At 55.2% G+C, this 17,919-nt stretch carries 13 protein-coding genes; 7 read left to right on the forward strand and 6 right to left on the reverse strand.

Going from position 1 to position 17,919, the window contains the following annotated elements:
- Nucleotides 1–91 precede the first annotated feature (91 nt).
- Nucleotides 92–2,335, forward strand: a complete 2,244-nt coding sequence (locus ACX9GU_RS07280; protein WP_473194320.1) for a sensor domain-containing phosphodiesterase — start codon at nt 92–94, stop codon at nt 2,333–2,335.
- 719 nt (nt 2,336–3,054) lie between these two features.
- Here the strand turns inward: ACX9GU_RS07280 and ppx are convergent.
- Complete coding sequence (gene ppx, locus ACX9GU_RS07285; protein ID WP_473194321.1) at nt 3,055–4,614, reverse strand: exopolyphosphatase; 1,560 nt, start codon at nt 4,612–4,614, stop codon at nt 3,055–3,057.
- A gap of 10 nt (nt 4,615–4,624) precedes the next feature.
- Nucleotides 4,625–6,688 (reverse strand): polyphosphate kinase 1, encoded by a 2,064-nt coding sequence (gene ppk1 / locus ACX9GU_RS07290; RefSeq protein WP_065686554.1) that lies wholly within the window; start codon nt 6,686–6,688, stop codon nt 4,625–4,627.
- Nucleotides 6,689–6,943: 255 nt separating this feature from the next.
- On the opposite strand from ppk1, the gene ACX9GU_RS07295 reads away from it, so the two are divergent.
- Genes ACX9GU_RS07295 through pstB form a run of 3 tightly spaced genes read left to right on the forward strand, consistent with a single transcriptional unit; the run spans nt 6,944 to nt 11,593 of the window.
- Nucleotides 6,944–9,103, forward strand: coding sequence for an ABC transporter permease subunit (locus ACX9GU_RS07295; protein ID WP_473194322.1), 2,160 nt, complete (start codon nt 6,944–6,946; stop codon nt 9,101–9,103).
- A complete protein-coding gene (pstA, locus tag ACX9GU_RS07300; protein ID WP_473194323.1) occupies nt 9,100–10,752 on the forward strand; it encodes a phosphate ABC transporter permease PstA in 1,653 nt (550 codons plus the stop codon). Before ACX9GU_RS07295 ends, pstA begins: the two co-directional genes overlap by 4 nt.
- A gap of 28 nt (nt 10,753–10,780) precedes the next feature.
- On the forward strand, nt 10,781–11,593 hold the full coding sequence (gene pstB / locus ACX9GU_RS07305; protein WP_473194324.1) for a phosphate ABC transporter ATP-binding protein PstB: 813 nt from the start codon (nt 10,781–10,783) through the stop codon (nt 11,591–11,593).
- Between the two features lie 12 nt (nt 11,594–11,605).
- Here the strand turns inward: pstB and ACX9GU_RS07310 are convergent, their stop codons facing one another.
- A complete protein-coding gene (locus ACX9GU_RS07310) occupies nt 11,606–12,346 on the reverse strand; it encodes a bactofilin family protein (protein ID WP_473194325.1) in 741 nt (246 codons plus the stop codon).
- 308 nt (nt 12,347–12,654) lie between these two features.
- Here ACX9GU_RS07310 and ACX9GU_RS07315 point away from each other — a divergent pair, with 308 nt between their 5' ends.
- On the forward strand, nt 12,655–13,161 hold the full coding sequence (locus ACX9GU_RS07315) for a DUF1993 domain-containing protein (RefSeq protein ID WP_473194326.1): 507 nt from the start codon (nt 12,655–12,657) through the stop codon (nt 13,159–13,161).
- Between the two features lie 42 nt (nt 13,162–13,203).
- Here the strand turns inward: ACX9GU_RS07315 and speG are convergent, their stop codons facing one another.
- The 3 genes from speG to purM all read right to left on the reverse strand — a co-directional run bounded on the left by speG (nt 13,204) and on the right by purM (nt 15,549).
- On the reverse strand, nt 13,204–13,761 hold the full coding sequence (speG, locus tag ACX9GU_RS07320; protein ID WP_037376386.1) for a spermidine N1-acetyltransferase: 558 nt from the start codon (nt 13,759–13,761) through the stop codon (nt 13,204–13,206).
- Between the two features lie 112 nt (nt 13,762–13,873).
- Complete coding sequence (gene purN / locus ACX9GU_RS07325) at nt 13,874–14,512, reverse strand: phosphoribosylglycinamide formyltransferase (RefSeq protein ID WP_071683864.1); 639 nt, start codon at nt 14,510–14,512, stop codon at nt 13,874–13,876.
- Complete coding sequence (gene purM, locus ACX9GU_RS07330) at nt 14,512–15,549, reverse strand: phosphoribosylformylglycinamidine cyclo-ligase (protein WP_021807122.1); 1,038 nt, start codon at nt 15,547–15,549, stop codon at nt 14,512–14,514. The genes purN and purM overlap by 1 nt, the downstream gene beginning before the upstream one ends.
- A 255-nt stretch (nt 15,550–15,804) precedes the next feature.
- On the opposite strand from purM, the gene upp reads away from it, so the two are divergent.
- Together upp and uraA are read left to right on the forward strand one after the other, a co-directional pair.
- Nucleotides 15,805–16,431 (forward strand): uracil phosphoribosyltransferase, encoded by a 627-nt coding sequence (gene upp, locus ACX9GU_RS07335; protein ID WP_024484908.1) that lies wholly within the window; start codon nt 15,805–15,807, stop codon nt 16,429–16,431.
- A 120-nt stretch (nt 16,432–16,551) separates the two neighbouring features.
- Nucleotides 16,552–17,841, forward strand: coding sequence for a uracil permease (gene uraA, locus ACX9GU_RS07340; RefSeq protein WP_473194327.1), 1,290 nt, complete (start codon nt 16,552–16,554; stop codon nt 17,839–17,841).
- Nucleotides 17,842–17,919 lie beyond the last annotated feature (78 nt).

Below are 17,919 nucleotides of genomic sequence, written 5' to 3' on the forward strand. Positions count from 1 at the left end.
GGTTCTGTGGTGGGATCGGATCCTGCTTTCTCTGCGATTTAAAACGCTTAAGCGACGAAGTGAATCACGCCTTAGCGGATACTGTGTCTTGATGGGTATTTTAAAGTTCTGGAATAATTTACGTGACCGTTGGTGGGGGCAGCCTATAGTGCTGAGCCTCCTGCTGGTGCCGCTTGCAGGCTGGCTATCGCCACGCCTGATGCTGCCTGATGGCAAAGTGTATCTGGTTTATCTACCGCTAGTGGTCTGCTTTTCTTTGCTGATGGTTTATGACTGGCGTGCCATGCCTGGCATCGCTTTGGCTATCCTTATCCGCTACTCCAACCGTTCCGGCAGCGAAGTCGATGTGATCATGACGTTGCTGTATGTGGGATGTCTGAGCATTTGCTGGTGGGGCTATCGCTGCCAGTCGCAGCGCCACTGGTGTGTGGGGCTTACCGAGTTAAAGCTGGGTAAACACCGGCTGATCTGGCTGGTGCTGATGCCGCCAGTGCTGTTTATTTTTGGTTTACAGCTGGTTATCGGCCTCGATTTGCTGCCGGATGAACTCGGCATGCTTTCCGGTAGCGGTAATCATCTACACGCACTGATCAATTTTCAGGCCATTCTGATTGGCTGCCTGTCATCCATGCAGCTGTTCTATTTCGTCTTGCGGATCGTTAAAAACCCCAAATTTGCCCGTGTACTGTTGGGAAGGGTCCGCCGAGAGATGGCGCCGTCGGTCAAAAAGAGTGAGCTGCAACTGTGGCTGGCGGTGTTGATCGCTCTGGTGGTGGTGCTTGCCTACCACACGGCAGATACCAACGCGATGCAGGTGCCCGATTACAGCCTGACGCTGTTATTGCCGGTGATGCTGTATAGCGCCATGCGTTTTGGTTATCTGTTCAACTGTATTATCTGGGCGGCGACCCTGCTGGTGCTGTTCTTTAACTATCCGGGCTATGTGCAGTGGGACAGCCTGCTGCATAACCTGACCATGATCTCGTCAATGATGCTGGCGTTCACCCTCAGTATTTTGCTGACCTCTGCGGTGCATACTCGCCAGCGGATGGACCATGCCAAGGCGCAAAACGCCTCGCTGAAAGATCCGGTCATCGGCTTACCCAACCTGCGCGCATTGAAGCGCGATCTGGCCAAGGTGCCGCGCTCTACGCTGTGCTTCCTGCGGATTTCCGAGCTGGATTTGCTCAGCCGTAACTATGGCATGCAGTTGCGCATCCGCTTCAAACAGAAGCTGGCGGGCAGCCTGCGCACGGTGCTGGAAGAAGGGGAGGATGTCTACCATTTGCCGGGGTACGATCTGGTGCTGCGGCTCAACGGTTCTGACGGTGAGGCCCGGGTGGCCAAAATCCATAGCACGCTGGAGAAGTTTCGTCTGGTGTGGAACGGTCTGCCAATCCATCCACCGCTGGGAATTAGCTACTGTGGAGTCTATTCGGAAGTGGAACACCTGCATCTGTTACTGGGGGAATTGAGCTCGTTGGCGGAAATGTCTCTGACCAGTGGCCGGCCTGAAAACGTGCAGAACGATCATCATGTGGTGCAGGATGAAATCAAGCGCAAGGTCGCTTTGTTACATTGGGTGCAACGCTCGCTGGATAACGACGGTTTCATGTTGATGGCTCAACCGATTGTCGGGGTTCGCGGCGATTCTTACCATGAGATCCTGCTGCGTATGCTGGATGATGAAGGTAACATTATTCCTCCCAACGAATTCCTACCGGTGGTGCATGAATTCGGGTTGGCTTACCAGTTAGATATGTGGGTACTGCGCCAAACCTTGCAGTTTATGGAGCTCCATCGCGAAGGTATGCCTAGTGCGCGCTTTGCCGTGAATCTGTCACCGTCCTCGCTGTGTCGCCCGAGCCTGTGCCAAGACGTGCGCGATGCACTGCGGCAATACCAGATTGAGCCTTATCAACTGGTGTTGGAGGTGACGGAGTCTCATCTGGTGCATGATGTGAAATATGCCAAAAATTCGCTGAAAGAGCTGCGTCAGTTAGGTTGCCGCATTGCCCTGGATGATTTTGGCACCGGCTATGCCACCTACGATCGCCTGAAGGAGCTGCATGTCGATATCTTGAAGATCGACGGCAGTTTTGTGCAGGACATGCTGACCAGCAAGGTGGATTACCAGATCATTGCGTCAATCTGCAAGGTGGCGCTGATGAGAAGGTTGTCGATTGTGGCGGAATATGTCGAGTCGCCCGAGCAGCGCGATGCGCTTAAAAGCCTGGGCGTGGATTATATGCAGGGCTACTTTATCGGCAAACCTCAATTGTTGGCGTCTCTGGTGCCCATGGAGGCACAGCCGGAAGACGAAGAGTCTGACTGAGAGATGGCCCCTCACCCTAACCCTCTCCCACAGGGAGAGGGGACCGATCGAGCGTGGTTGAAATTGTAGTGATTCATCTTGGATGAGAGACGATCGAGTACGCTGATTTTTCTGCGCCATGCTCCATCTTCGTTGTTCTTACTCCGTATTTACCGAAGCAGCACAGGCCAACCAAGCGCTCCGGTCAGCTCCCTCATCGGGTACGCTGATTTTTCTGCGCCATGCTCCATCTTCGTTGTTCTTACTCCGTATTTACCGAAGTAGTACAGACCAACCAAGCGCTTCGGTCAGCTCCCTCATCGGGTACGCTGATTTTTCTGCGCCATACTCCATCTTCGTTCTTCTTACTCAGTATTTACCGAAGCAGCACAGACTAACCAAGCGCTCCGGTCAGCTCCCTCATCGGGTACGCTTACATCATCCTCGTTCTTCTTGCCCCGCATTTACCGAAGCAGCACAGACTAACCAAGCGCTCCGGTCAGCTCCCTCATCGGGTACGCTTACATCATCCTCGTTCTTCTTACTCAGTATTTACCGAAGCAGCACAGGCCAACCAAGCGCTCCGGTCAGTTCCCTCATCGTGTACGCTGATTTTTCTGCGCCATGCTCCATCTCCGTTGTTCTTACTCCGTATTTACCGAAGCAGCACAGGCCAACCAAGCGCTCCGGTCAGCTCCCTCTCCCTGTGGGAGAGGGTTGGGGTGAGGGGACCATGCGGGTTACGCCGCCGGTTTTGCATCTGCGTCCTGCTCGCCTTCCTCTTCTATCACCAGTTTCCAGCCAACCACGTCATTCCAGTATTCCTGCTCACGCTCAAAATCGAGCTGTACCAGGTTGTTCTGCGTCAGATAGCCCGCCGGGAAGCGCAGCGTCCAGTGATTATCATCCGTGACCAGGCGTAGGGTTTCCGGCGTGGTGGTGGCTTGACGCTGATTGTTAAGCAGGGTGCTCAGGCGTAACAGCTGGATCAGCGGCAGATAGTACTTCTTCTTGAACAGGTTCAAGCGGGGTAACTCTTCAAGCTTGATCGCTTTACGCTGGAAACGCACCAGCGCCGATAGCAGCAACTGCTGCTCCTGGTTGAAGCCTGGCAGGTTGGTATTTTGCAGAATATAGGCGGAGTGGCGGTGCATACCGCTATGGTTGATGCTCAGCCCCACCTCATGCAGCATGGCGGCCCATTTCAACAGCGCTTCCAACTGTGGCTGCACCAGCTTGGTATTTTGCGCCATCCACTGGGCGTACAACAGCTCGGTGGTTTCGAGCACGCGCTTGGCCTGCTCGCGGTCAATATTATAGTGATCGGCCAGACTTTTGGCCGTGCGGCTGCGAATATCCTGGTGGCGGAAGCGGCCCTCCATTTCATACAGCACGCCTTCGCGCAGGGCACCGTCGGACAGACGCAGATCGCGGATTGCCAGCGCATCAAATACCCCACACAGGATCGCCAGCCCCGGCACAAATACCGATTGACGATCTTCCGACAGGCCCGGCAGGCTCAGGGCGCTGAAGTTTTTAAACTGCAACACCTGCTCAACCAGCAACTCCAACCGTTCAAGGGTAATCAAACCGTCTTTTTCACCCATGGCCACCAAAACTTCGTGAGCGGCCTTGATGGTGCCAGATGCTCCCAAGGCATATTGCCATCCCTGGATGCGGTATTGCCAGGCCAGGGTTTCCAATTTTTGGGCGGCGGCCAGGCGTGCTCGTTTAAAGTTGGTTTTGCTGATCTCCCCTTCAGGGAAGAACAGGTGGGCAAAGCTCACGCACCCCATGCGGCGGCTTTCTGCCAGTAGAGGCTCGAAATCCTCCCCGATCACCAGTTCGGTAGAGCCACCGCCGATGTCGATCACCAGCTTGCGGCCTTTTTCCGGCTGAGTATGTTCGACCCCCATAAAAATCAGACGGGCCTCTTCCTGCCCGGCGATGATTTCGATCGGATAAGGGATCACTTCTTCCGCCCGCTTGAGGAACACCTCGGCATTCACCGCCTGACGCAGGGTGTGAGTACCCACTATAGTGACGTTATCCGCCGGGAAACCCTGTAATCGCTCGGCAAACAGCGCCAGGCAGGCCAGGCCCCGCTCCATGGCTTCTTCACTGAGCACGTTGTTGCTATCCAATCCATCGGCAAGGTGTACCCGCTGTTTTAAGCGGCCTAACACCTGTAAGGCGCCGTTAACGACGCGGGCGATCACCATATGGAAACTGTTCGAGCCAAGATCGATGGCAGCGATTTCCTGTGGCTTATTATTGGTTGCAGTGCTTTTTAGCGGCATAGTTGCTGGCCTAGTTGTCCGGTTGTTCCAGAGCTTTTAAATACTCATAAATAGCCACCTGTGCACGGACCTTACGGCGATTGCCACGCGGTACATACTGGTTGCTCAGTTCTTTATCGATATAGCGGGCCTTGACCGTATCGCTAAACAGCAGCTCCAGAATGTCCAGAACGCGCTGCTTGAGCGCCGGATCCAGCAGCGATACAGCCACTTCGATACGGTAATCTATGTTACGGGTCATCCAGTCGGCGGAAGAGAGGTAAACCCGTTTGTCACCTTTGTTTTCGAAAACGTATACCCGATCGTGTTCCAGAAAACGGTCGACGATGCTGATAACCTGAATATTGTCACTAATTCCCGGCAGGTTGGGGATCAGCGAACACATGCCGCGCACCAACAGACGGATTTTCACGCCGGCAGCGGCAGCGGTATATAACCGATCTACCAGCCCTTTATCCACCAGATTATTTATTTTCAACATAATAGCGGCGTTTTCACCGGCTAATGCGTTGGCAATTTCCCGATCGATCAGATCGTACAGCATGCGGCGGGAGTTCTGCGGCGAAACCATCAGGTTGTCGAAGGAGACCGGCCGGTACGGATTTTCAATAAAATTGAATACCCGGCGTACTTCGTTAGTGATGCGTGAATCGGCGGTCAGCAGCGAGTAGTCGGTGTAGATACGGGCGGTTTTTTCGTTAAAGTTGCCGGTACCAATATGAGCATAGCGCACAATATCGTCGCCTTCACGGCGCGAGATCAGGAATAGTTTGGCGTGAATTTTCAGCCCCGGCGCGGAGAAGATCACGTGCACCCCGGCCTCGGTCAAGCGTTTGGCCCAGTGGATGTTGGCCTCTTCGTCGAAACGTGCCTGTAGCTCCACCACCACGGTCACTTTCTTACCGTTATGCGCCGCATGGATCATCGATTCGATAATGCGTGAGTCTTTGGCTACCCGATAAATATTGATTTTTATCGCCAGCACGCTGGGATCGAACGACGCCTGACGCAGCAGCTCCAGCACGTGTTCAAAGGTGTGGTACGGGTAGTACAGCAGCACGTCTTTTTCGCGGATGGCATCGAAGCCGTTGCGGAATTTATCGAACCAGATATGCCGCAGGCGCGGTAGCGGGCGGTTGACCAGATTGGCCTTGCCGACGTTCGGGAAGCTGATGAAGTCTTTAAAATTGTGGTAACGGCCACCGGCGATCACCGAGTCGTAATTGGATATCCCTAGCTTGTTACGCAGCAACTCCACCATCTCGTTGGGCATATCGCGCTGATACACAAAGCGTACCGGCTCAGCGGTCAGGCGTTGTTTCAGGCTCGACGACATCAGTTCCAACAGGCTGGATTCCATTTCGGTCACCAGGTCGTATTCTGCATCGCGCGTCATTTTCATCGAATAGGCGTTGAGCGCGTCATAGTCGAAGAAGCCCTTGAAGATGTCGTCCAGGCAATAGCGCAGGATGTTATCCAACAGGATCATTGGCTTGCGGCGGCGGGGGGCTTCCGGCGGCAGATTGACGAAACGGGGCACTTTGTCGGAAGGAATTTCCAGTAACGCATAATCGATGCGCGTACCGCGAATGATCTCCACCGCCAGATAGGTGTAATCGTCCTTCAGGAACTGCACCAGATTGGTGTCGTGATTGATCAGGATTGGCGTGATGTGCTGGCGCAAATGATGCTTGAAGTATTGCCGCAGCCAGATTTGCTGGTTCTCCGACACCTGACGCTCGTTGATCAGGAAGATCTGGTTGCGCGCCATCTCCAGCAGCAGATCGTTGTACAGGCTGTCGAACTCCTGATCGGTCTTCAGCACCTTGGCCTGAATTTTTTTCAGCAAATGACGTGACGCGCCACCTGAACCCTGTTCTTCGCTGATCAAGATGCGCCGTTTCAGATCGGCAAAGCGGACTTTATAGAATTCATCCAGGTTATTGGAGTAAATGCCCAGAAATCGCATGCGCTCAATCAAGGGATTGCTCTTATCTGCGGCTTCCTGCAACACGCGTTCATTAAAGGATAACCAGCTTAATTCTTTATCGATGTAGAGCTTTTCCTGACCCATTGCTACTCCAGTTCAATTTTAGAAAAGGATCGGACTTATCGCCGAATACCGCTCTAGTGTCCTTCTTCATTATTGCGAGAGATTGACAACAATGTCCAACATATCTGAGGAGTTATCCCGCCGTATTGCCCGCCACAAATTGTTATTCCTCCAGCATGGCTCCCGGCAACTTTGTCATGCAAACGTCACAAAACTGACATAAGATGCCCGGTTATCTTTGGGTGCAAGCCCGACAACGGAACCGACGACAGGCAAATGGCACAGACAACGCTTAACCAACATCCCCGGGATCGCCTGCGTGCGCACGTTGATCGTGGCGTACAAGGGGCCGTGACCGTCTGCGGGCTGCTGGTATTGATGACGCTGATGCTGATCTTTGTCTATCTATTGCTTTCGGTTTTGCCACTGTTCAAACCGGCCTCGCTAGGCACTTCACGCGTATTGCCAATGAGCTACAGCTCCCCGGCGCTGGCCATCGGGATGGACGTACAGCAGCGTATTGGTTATCGCATCGATCGCCAGGGGGAAGGGCATTTTTATCAGTTACAGGCACCGAACAATACTCCTATACAGCAAACGCTATTGAGCCAGCCTACATTATTGGCTCAGGCGGTTGGAGAGCGTGACCTGTTTGTCCTGGCGCGGGCGGATGGCCGATTGATAGTTGCCCAGGCCGATTTTGCACCGGCGGGCGGTGGTGAACCGCAGTGGCGTTTTCCGCTGGGGCTGGAGCTATTGGCGTTTGATCCCCATGGGCATGCACTGACATTGCTAAGCCTGGCGCAAGCCCGCCGGGGCCACTTCCTGCTGGCGGCGGTAACGGACGACAACCGGCTGCTGTTTGGGCGTTTCAACCCGACGCTTCAGGGCCAACCCACGGAAATCCCTTTGGCCGCCGCGCCACAACAACTGTTGCTAACGCCGGATGGCCGCCAGCTTTATCTGTTAACCGGCAACCAACTGGCCCGTTATCAGATTGAAGGGACACAGCCGCAACTGCGAGAGACGCGAACCCTGGGTGAACATCCTCCCTACCGTCTGACGGCGTTGCCAGGAGGGAGCGCATTATTGATCCAGGCTGGCGACGGTAGCCTGCGTGAATGGTTTGACGTGGAGAAAAACCAGCGCTACCAGTTAGCACCGATACAGCAATTTGCCCATCAGACTACCACGCAGGAGTTGTTGGTGGCCGAGCCGTATCGGCGGGTCTTCGCAACCTTGCAGCCGCAGGGCGAGTTCGCCTTGTTTTCCAGTATCCAGTCCAAGCCGTTGCTGAAGGACAAGCTCCCCGTCAACGTACAACAGATGGCGTTTGCCCCACGTGGCGACGGTCTGTTGCTGGAAACTGCCCAGGGTTGGCAGCATTACGCCGTGGATAATCTCTATCCAGACGTTACCTGGCGTTCGCTGTGGCAGCGGCTGTGGTATGAGAACTACCCTGAACCGGCGTATGTGTGGCAATCCACTTCGGGTGAAGATAGCTACCAGGCTAAATTCAGCCTGATGCCGGTGATCTTCGGCACCTTCAAGGCGGCAGCGTACTCCATGTTATTCGCCATCCCGCTGGCGCTAGCCGGGGCGATCTATACCGCCTGCTTTATGTCGGCAGGGTTAAGGCGGGTCGTCAAACCGGCGGTCGAGGTGATGGGCGCGTTACCAACGGTGGTGATTGGGCTGGTGGCCGGTATCTGGCTGGCGCCGATGATCGAGCGTTATCTGCTGGCCGTGTTGGCCTTGCCGTTCTTGTTGGCCGGGGTCGTGCTGTTATGCAGTTGGCTGGTTAACCGATTTACGACGCGGCCTTGGTCACCAGGTTGGGATTTACTGTTGCTGTTACCTGTAGTGGTGCTAACGGTTTGGCTGGCGCTTGCCGTAGGGCCTTGGCTGGAGCTTAAGCTGTTTGGTGAGCCGCTGCATTTCTGGTTGGGAGAGGACTTCGATCAGCGCAATACGTTGGTGGTGGGCGTGGCGATGGGCTTCGCACTGGTGCCGATCATCTTTTCGCTGGCAGAGGATGCGTTGTTCAGCGTGCCAGCCTCGCTTAGCCGGGGTTCGTTGGCCCTGGGGGCTACCCAGTGGCAAACCGTATTACGCGTAGTGTTGCCTTCCGCCAGCGCCGGTATTTTCTCTGCGCTGATGATCGGTTTTGGCCGCGCGGTGGGGGAAACCATGATCGTGCTGATGGCCACCGGCAACACGCCGCTGATCGACGGCAGCCTGTTCCAGGGCTTACGGGCGATGGCGGCCAATATCGCGATCGAAATGCCAGAGGCCGTCACGGGCAGCAGCCATTATCGGGTGCTGTTCCTGACCGCGCTGGTACTGTTCATCTTTACCTTTGTGTTTAACACGCTGGCGGAGGCGGTACGCTTACGCTTGCGTAAGCGCTATACGCTGAATCAGGAGACACCATGAGAAGCTGGGTGAAAAGCGGCTCCCCGTGGATCTGGCTGACGGCGGCATCGGTGGCCATCAGCCTGTTGGCGCTGATCGGCATTTTACTGCTGCTGGCCGGGCAGGGGACGCGGTATTTCTGGCCTAGCCCAGTCTATCAGTTCGAGCTGAATCAGACGGCCGCAGGCCCGGTATCGGTAGTGGGCGAGCTATATCAACGGCAGACGATTTCGCGCCAGCAATTGCAAGACGCCGGTGTTGCGTTGCCGCCAGGGGAAGCGCAAAGCTTTACCCGCTACCTGATCAAAGTGGGGAACCGGGAAAGCGAAGGGCAGGATTTCCGTACTTTGCTGGCCAGTGACGTCAGTAGAATGACCACCCCACGCGATTTATTAGTGTTGGAGCGTAACAGCAACGGCACCGCGTACGGCTACCTGGCGGGTTTACTGGAAGATGGCCAACCATTGACCGGCAGCGATCTGAGCCAGGCGTTGCAACAGCGCTTGCCGCAGATTGCGGCGCTGACGCGACAGGCGCGTGATATCCAGTTCCGCGACATGGCGCGGATTAACGAACAGTTTGAACATTTACGCCTGCATGAAAAGAGCCTGCAACGTGAGAATAAGCTGGATGCGCGCTGGCAAGCCTCTATCCGTGCCGAACGGCAGGAGTTGCAACGCCAATACCGCCAGCTTGCAGGCAAACTGCAAGGGTTGGAGCGCGATCGCCAGCGTGATGCCTTGCTGCTGCGCGACATGCACGGGCAGGTTCACACCATTCCCCTGAGTCAGGTGCGCGATGCCTGGTATCCCAATGACATGAGCAGCGGGCAGAAGCTGGCGCATTGGACCAAGCAAGTACAAAAATTCCTGACCGACAGCCCACGGGAAGCCAATACCGAAGGGGGCGTGTTCCCGGCGATCTTTGGTACCGTGTTGATGGTGATCCTGATGTCGATCGTGGTGATGCCGTTTGGCGTGATTGCCGCCGTCTATCTGCATGAGTATGCCGGTAATAATCTGCTGACGCGGCTGATCCGCATCTCGGTAGTGAATCTGGCGGGGGTGCCGTCGATTGTCTACGGGGTATTTGGTCTGGGGTTCTTTGTCTATATGGTGGGCGGCTCGCTCGATCGGCTGTTTTACGCCGACTCCTTGCCGAACCCGACGTTCGGCACACCGGGCGTGCTGTGGGCCGCATTGACCTTGGCACTGCTGACCTTGCCGGTGGTGATCGTTGCCACTGAAGAAGGGTTGTCGCGTATTCCCGTTTCTTTGCGCCAGGGATCATTGGCTCTGGGAGCCACCCGGGCAGAAACCCTCTGGCGGATCGTGCTGCCGATGGCGGCACCGGCGATGATGACCGGCCTGATCCTGGCCGTAGCACGAGCGGCGGGGGAAACGGCACCGCTGATGCTGGTTGGCGTGGTGAAATCGGTACCGGTGTTGCCGGTGGACGATATTTTCCCCTATTTGCACCTGGAACGTAAATTCATGCACCTGAGCTTCCAGATTTACGATATGGCATTTCAGAGCCCCAGCGTAGAAGCGGCGCGGCCACTGGTGTTTGCCACGGCATTCCTGCTGGTGGTCATTGTTGTCGGGTTGAACCTGACGGCCATGGGCATCCGGCATTCGTTAAGGGAGCGGTATAAAGCATGGTCGCAGTAACAAGGTTGAATCTATTGGGGAGTGCCAAATGAGTCTGATAACGCCGGGCAGCCTACCCCGTCTGGATGTCCAGCAGTTGGCCGATGAGCATACCGCGCTGGCGGTCAACGGCCTGGATCTGTTTTATGGTGGCAAGCAGGTGCTGCACAATATTTCCCTGCGCATTCCCAAACACCGGGTGACGGCGCTGATCGGCCCTTCTGGCTGCGGCAAGTCGACGCTGTTGCGCTGCTTTAACCGGATGAACGATCTGGTGGATCGCTGCCGGATTGATGGCGAACTGCAGCTTAATGGCGAAACCATTTCCGGCCCGCAGATTGACGTTGCCGCTTTGCGGCGGCGCGTGGGCATGGTATTCCAGCGGCCCAACCCGTTCCCGAAATCGATCTACGAAAACGTGGTTTACGGCCTGCGCTTACAGGGCGTCCGTGACAGGCGTATTCTGGATGAAGCCGTAGAGCGATCCTTGCGTGCCGCCGCGTTGTGGCACGAGGTGAAAGATCGGTTACGGGAAAATGCGTTCCGCCTATCCAGTGGTCAACAACAACGGTTGGTGATTGCACGGGCGATTGCGGTTGAACCGGAAGTGTTGCTGCTCGATGAGCCGACCTCTGCGCTGGATCCGATTTCTACCTTAACCATCGAGGAGCTGATTTCGGTGCTGAAACAGCGCTACAGCGTGGTGCTGGTGACCCACAACATGCAGCAGGCCGCGCGGGTTTCCGACTATACGGCGTTTATCCACCAGGGGACGCTGGTGGAATATAACGATACCGACGCGATTTTCACTTCGCCACGCCAACGCCGCACAGAGGATTACATCACTGGCCGCTATGGTTGACGGGCGAGGAGCTTAATTGGCCTGTTTGCTCGGCTGCGGGGCGGGTTGTTCCTGCTGTTCAGGTTCAACCTTTTTCAGTGCGGTCACTTTGGCCTGAGCGGGCTGGGTCTGAGAAGGCGTTTTTTGCATCAGCTGCGACTGGCCAATAAACAGGCCGCCTTTCTCGATGGAGATTTCGTCGGCGAAAATATCCCCGCGCATGCTGCCCTTGGGCTGGATTGACAGCGAGTCGGCGAAGCAACGGCCTTCAACCGGGCCATTGATCATGATCTGCTGGGCACGGATCTCGCCTTTGACATGGCCGCTGGTTTCAATGCGCACCATGTGGCTGCAAATGATGTTTCCCTCAACCCGACCTTCGACAATGATATTGCCATCGCCTTCGATCACGCCGGTGAACAGTGCACCATTGGAGATAAAGGTGTCTTTCTTGGCACGGATTGGCTTGATGGCGTCGGCAACTTCAGGCAGGGTGTTTGGCTCAGAGTGAGCAGCCGGCTGAGGCACGGGCTGATCGATCAGCTCCTGCGCTTTTTCCTCATTAACGGCTTTATTTTTCTTATTGAATGACAGCATTTGATTCGTCCTTGTTATTTTGTAGATAAACGCCAGCGTTGCCAACAGTGCCAGGACCAAGGCGGCCAGCAACGCGCGTTTTATGTAGATACCGGTGAAGCTGATCCCTGTCAGCCAGAGAACGATGGACAGCGTCCATAATCCCCATATACACCATAATAAGTTGTAATTACGCATGTTTTTCAGGCCGTTTGAAGTCCATTCGCCGCGAAAGTGCGGGATGCCAGGCGGCAGCCAGCGTGACGGTTCCTGTAAGGCTATCCGTAGTGCTCGGAATGATACCTAATATTGCCGCCTATTTCACCACTCGGTTGACCAACCAAGGATAATCTGAAGTGGCCAGGTAAATTGTTTATTTGTGTGATTATTAAGGCTAAATTGATTTTTGCATGAATATTGGGCGCGGACACAACCTGTCAAACAACTCAACGACATTACTCTGGCAACCGGCGTAAGATGGCTGGTCACTCACATCTGGAGGTTGTATGTCTTTATCGATTTATGCCCATTCCCCATTGCAGTTTGTCCGTGGTTTGCAGATCCTGTCGGCGTTACTGAAAAAAGGTGAGCAGTTCTTGCAGCAGAAGCAGCAGGCTGAAAGCGTGCTGTTAGAAGCCCGACTGGCGCCAGATATGTTTCCACTACTGCGGCAGGTACAGATTGCCAGCGATGCTGCCAAAGGCGCAGTGGCCAGATTAGCCGGGCAGGAAGTGCCGTCCATGCCGGATAACGAAGCCAGCTTTGCCGAGCTGCACCAGCGTATCGAAAAAACTATCGCCTATGTGCAGGGCTTCCAGGCGGCCGATTTCGCCGAGGCCGATGGCCGCAATATTGAGATAAAAAGTAAAACGCGTGATTTTCACTTCACCGCGCAAGATTTCCTGCTGACTTTCGCCATCCCCAACTTTTATTTCCACCTGACCACCGCCTACAACATCCTGCGTAATCAGGGTGTGGAAGTGGGGAAATGGGATTATCTGGGCGCGAAGTAAGTTTGGATCTTTCGGGGAGAGGCATATCTCCCCGGTTTGCTGTTATTTAACCAATGGCCTATCGCCAGGCTGGGCAGTCTTGAACTTCGCCAAATACTGCGGCTGGAAAATGCACATGCGCAGCACGGTGCGGTATGCGCCGCTAACGAAGAATTCGTCAATCAGTTCGCCTTCCACCTCAAAGCCCAGCTTGCTGTAAATATGGATCGCCTTCGGGTTTTCTTTATCGACGATCAAATACAGTTTATACAGGTTAAGTACCGAGAAGCCGTAGTCCATCGCCAGTTTGGCGGCGGTGCTGGCGTAGCCTTTGCCCTGATGCGCCGGATCGATGATGATCTGGAATTCGGCGCGGCGGTGAATATGGTCGATCTCTACCAGTTCAACCAGCCCGACCTTGGCCCCTTCATGCTCGATGATAAAACGCCGTTCGCTCTGGTCGTGAATGTGTTTATCGTACAGATCGGAAAGCTCGACAAAGGCTTCATAAGGTTCTTCGAACCAGTAGCGCATGACGCTGGCGTTGTTATCCATCTGGTGAACAAACGCCAGATCTTCCCGCTCCAGCGGGCGTAGCCTGACGTTGGTGGTGCTCGACATACATTCTCCTCGGTATTATTAATCTGGCAAAAGTATAACCTCAGGAGCTGATTGAAGGCGAAAAAAAACGGCACCGTGAAAGGCACCGTTTAGCTTGCGGTTAAATTGCGGCTCAGTCGGCGGCATAACCTTGTGCTGGCAGGCGTTCACCATCCAGCCAGGCAGCATTGTCGCGCATTGCCAGCCGCCCTTCGATAAACCAGCTCACCACCAGAGGGTATATGGTGTGTTCTTGGGTCTGCACCCGCTCAATGACTTCATCTTCCTCGTCACCGGGGAAGATCGGTACCTTGGCTTGCAGGATCACCGGGCCACCGTCAAGCTGCTCCGTGACGAAATGCACCGAAGTGCCATGTTCGGCGTCGCCGTTGTCGATAGCCTGGCGATGGGTATGCAACCCGGGGTATTTCGGCAGCAGGGAAGGGTGGATATTCAGCATGCGCCCGGCATAGCGCTGCACAAAGGCGTTGCTGAGAATGCGCATATAACCGGCCAGCACCACCAGATCGGGTTGGTATTGGTCGATAGCTTGCGCCAACGCGGCGTCAAAGGCTTCGCGATCGGCAAAGGCTTTGGCATCCAGCGCTTGAGCGGCAATGCCAGCCTCTTCGGCACGCTGCAGGCCATAAGCCTGTGCGTTGTTGCTGAGTACCGCCACGATAGTGGCGGCGATCCGGCCCTGTTGGCAGGCGTCGATCAGCGCCTGGAGATTACTCCCCTGGCCGGAGACCAACACCACAATCTTTTTCATCACTGGATGACCACTTGTTGTTCGTCAGAAGAAGCGGTCAGTTTACCAATCTGCCAGGCTTTTTCACCCGCGGCGGTCAATATTGCGATGGCTTTTTCTACCGATTCCTGTGGCAGCGCGATCACCATACCGACACCGCAGTTAAAGGTACGGTACATTTCATGACGGCTCACGTTGCCCGCCTGCTGCAACCAACTAAACACGGCAGGCCACTGCCAGCTCGATTCGTCGATCACCGCCTGCATCCCTTCTGGCAGCACGCGTGGGATGTTTTCCCAGAAACCGCCACCGGTCAGGTGAGCAATCGCGTGTACTTCCACTTTCTCGATCAATTCCAGTACCGATTTGACGTAAATCTTGGTCGGCTCGAGCAGATGATCTGCCAGCGGTTTGCCTGCCAGGTCGGTGGTAGTGGGGTCGGTCTTGCTCACTTCCAGGATCTTGCGCACCAGCGAATAACCGTTGGAGTGCGGGCCTGAAGCGCCCAGAGCGATCAGCGCATCGCCAGACTGTACTTTGCTGCCGTCGATGATTTCTGATTTCTCAACCACGCCCACGCAGAAACCGGCGACGTCATAGTCTTCACCGTGGTACATGCCGGGCATTTCGGCGGTCTCACCACCCACTAACGCACAGCCGGACTGTTTACAGCCTTCGGCAATCCCGGTGATCACGCTGGCGGCGGTATCCACATCCAGCTTGCCGGTGGCGAAGTAATCGAGGAAGAACAGCGGCTCAGCGCCCTGAACCACCAGATCGTTGACACACATCGCCACCAGATCGATACCGATGGTGTCGTGGCGTTTTAAATCCATCGCCAGACGCAGCTTGGTGCCCACGCCGTCGGTGCCGGAAACCAGTATCGGCTCGCGGTATTTCTGCGGCAACGCGCACAGGGCGCCAAAACCGCCCAGCCCACCCATCACTTCCGGGCGGCGGGTCTGTTTCACTACACCTTTGATGCGGTCTACCAATGCGTTGCCAGCATCGATATCGACACCTGCGTCTTTATAGCTGAGAGAGGTTTTGTCGGTCACTGCGCGATCCCCACGACGGTTTGCGGTTTGAGAACGGTGCTTCCGGCGGTGATGCCGGAACCAGGCGCGGCAATTCTAACAGCGCAAGCAAACGTTTGCGAGAACCATGTGAGCCCGCTCGAACTTTTCGTCTTCTATACTGTTGATCACTCTTTTGTTGATCTCGATCTGGCTATTGGTAGTGGCGTCGGGAGCAAAAGGCGGTATAATCCGGCGATTTTTTTGGCCGTCAACCACCTTAATAGGAGAAAAATGATGAAGATCGTTGAGGTGAAACACCCGCTGGTTAAGCACAAGCTTGGTCTGATGCGCGAACACGATATCAGCACCAAACGCTTTCGTGAGCTGGCTTCTGAAGTGGGTAGTTTGCTGACCTATGAAGCGACCGCCGATCTGGTGACAGAGAAAGTTACCATCGAAGGCTGGTGTGGGCCGGTTGAAGTTGAGCAGATTAAAGGGAAAAAAATTACCGTAGTGCCAATCCTGCGTGCCGGTCTGGGCATGATGGAAGGGGTGCTGGAGCACGTACCGAGCGCTCGTATCAGCGTGGTTGGGGTTTATCGTGATGAAGAAACCCTGGAGCCGGTCCCTTATTTCCAGAAACTGGTTTCCAACATTGACGAGCGCATGGCGCTGGTGGTTGACCCAATGCTGGCTACCGGTGGTTCGATGATCGCCACTATCGACCTGCTGAAGAAAGCCGGTTGCAGCAGCATCAAGGTGTTGGTGCTGGTCGCCGCTCCTGAAGGGATCGCCGCGCTGGAGAAAGCGCATCCAGATGTTGAGCTGTATACCGCGTCGATCGATCAATGTCTGAATGACAAAGGGTACATCGTGCCTGGCCTGGGTGATGCAGGCGATAAGATATTTGGTACCAAATAATCAATAAGCCGACCTGAGAGTCGGCTTTTTAATGCCCTTTGGATTGCTAACACCGGCAATCCATTGGGTATTTATCACCAAGCTAACACAACTGATACTAACTCAGAGGAAAAATACCCCATGACCCGTCGCGCCATCGGCGTTAGTGAACGCCCGCCGCTGTTCCAGACCATCCCACTCAGCTTCCAGCATCTGTTTGCCATGTTCGGGGCTACCGTGCTGGTGCCGATCCTGTTCAAGATCAACCCGGCGACGGTGCTGTTGTTCAACGGCGTGGGGACATTGCTGTATCTGTTTATCTGTAAAGGCAAGATACCTGCCTATCTGGGCTCCAGCTTTGCGTTTATTTCACCGGTGTTGCTGCTGTTGCCGCTGGGGTATGAGGTTGCACTGGGTGGTTTTATCATGTGTGGCGTGCTGTTCTGCCTGGTGGCGCTGATCGTCAAGAAGGCCGGAACCGGCTGGCTGGACGTGATGTTCCCTCCTGCGGCGATGGGCGCAATCGTTGCCGTCATCGGTTTGGAACTGGCGGGCGTGGCGGCCAATATGGCCGGACTGTTACCGGCGGAAGGTACCTCTGCAGACAGCACGACCATCACTATTTCACTGGTGACGCTGGGTGTTACCGTATTGGGCTCGGTGCTGTTCCGCGGTTTCCTGGCGATTATCCCGATCCTGATCGGGGTGTTGGTAGGCTATGCGCTGTCGTTCTTTATGGGCGTGGTGGATCTGACGCCAATCCGTGACGCACACTGGTTTGCCTTGCCGACCTTCTACACGCCACGCTTTGAGTGGTTTGCCATCTTCACCATTCTGCCTGCGGCCTTGGTGGTGATTGCCGAGCACGTTGGTCACCTGGTCGTCACGGCTAATATCGTCAAGAAGGACCTGCTGCGCGATCCGGGCCTGCACCGCTCAATGTTCGCCAACGGCATTTCCACCGTGATCTCCGGCTTCTTCGGCTCTACGCCTAACACCACCTATGGTGAGAACATCGGTGTCATGGCCATTACCAAGGTTTACAGCACCTGGGTGATCGGCGGCGCGGCAATTCTGGCTATTCTGCTTTCCTGCGTAGGCAAGCTGGCGGCGGCGATCCAGGTGGTACCTGTGCCGGTAATGGGCGGCGTTTCTCTGTTGCTGTATGGCGTGATTGGCGCTTCGGGTATCCGCGTATTGATCGAATCCAAGGTGGATTACAACAAGGCGCAGAACCTGATCCTGACTTCGGTGATCCTGATTATCGGCGTTAGCGGTGCGAAAGTGCATATCGGTGCAGCGGAGCTGAAAGGTATGGCATTGGCGACCATCGTCGGCGTCGGCCTGAGCCTGCTGTTCAAACTGATCAGCCTGTACCGCAAGGAAGAAGAAGTGATCGATGTGCCAGAAGAGCGACTGGAGCAAAAATAACCGATAAAGGCCAATTAGCCTGCTTGCTACGCCTTGATAGCAGGCTGTTGGCACGGAAAATCGGGCAACAGGGTAGTG

The organism is Serratia sp. K1WW1, from assembly GCF_055790865.1.

Coding starts and splice junctions, on each gene's coding strand:
- ACX9GU_RS07310 (WP_473194325.1), bottom strand. CDS start 12,346: ATGCGTAATTACAACTTATTATGGTGTATATGGGGATTATGGACGCTG.
- pstB (WP_473194324.1), top strand. CDS start 10,781: ATGAGTCTGATAACGCCGGGCAGCCTACCCCGTCTGGATGTCCAGCAG.
- ppx (WP_473194321.1), bottom strand. CDS start 4,614: ATGCCGCTAAAAAGCACTGCAACCAATAATAAGCCACAGGAAATCGCT.
- ACX9GU_RS07295 (WP_473194322.1), top strand. CDS start 6,944: ATGGCACAGACAACGCTTAACCAACATCCCCGGGATCGCCTGCGTGCG.
- ACX9GU_RS07280 (WP_473194320.1), top strand. CDS start 92: ATGGGTATTTTAAAGTTCTGGAATAATTTACGTGACCGTTGGTGGGGG.
- speG (WP_037376386.1), bottom strand. CDS start 13,761: ATGTCGAGCACCACCAACGTCAGGCTACGCCCGCTGGAGCGGGAAGAT.
- purN (WP_071683864.1), bottom strand. CDS start 14,512: ATGAAAAAGATTGTGGTGTTGGTCTCCGGCCAGGGGAGTAATCTCCAG.
- upp (WP_024484908.1), top strand. CDS start 15,805: ATGAAGATCGTTGAGGTGAAACACCCGCTGGTTAAGCACAAGCTTGGT.
- ppk1 (WP_065686554.1), bottom strand. CDS start 6,688: ATGGGTCAGGAAAAGCTCTACATCGATAAAGAATTAAGCTGGTTATCC.
- pstA (WP_473194323.1), top strand. CDS start 9,100: ATGAGAAGCTGGGTGAAAAGCGGCTCCCCGTGGATCTGGCTGACGGCG.
- uraA (WP_473194327.1), top strand. CDS start 16,552: ATGACCCGTCGCGCCATCGGCGTTAGTGAACGCCCGCCGCTGTTCCAG.
- ACX9GU_RS07315 (WP_473194326.1), top strand. CDS start 12,655: ATGTCTTTATCGATTTATGCCCATTCCCCATTGCAGTTTGTCCGTGGT.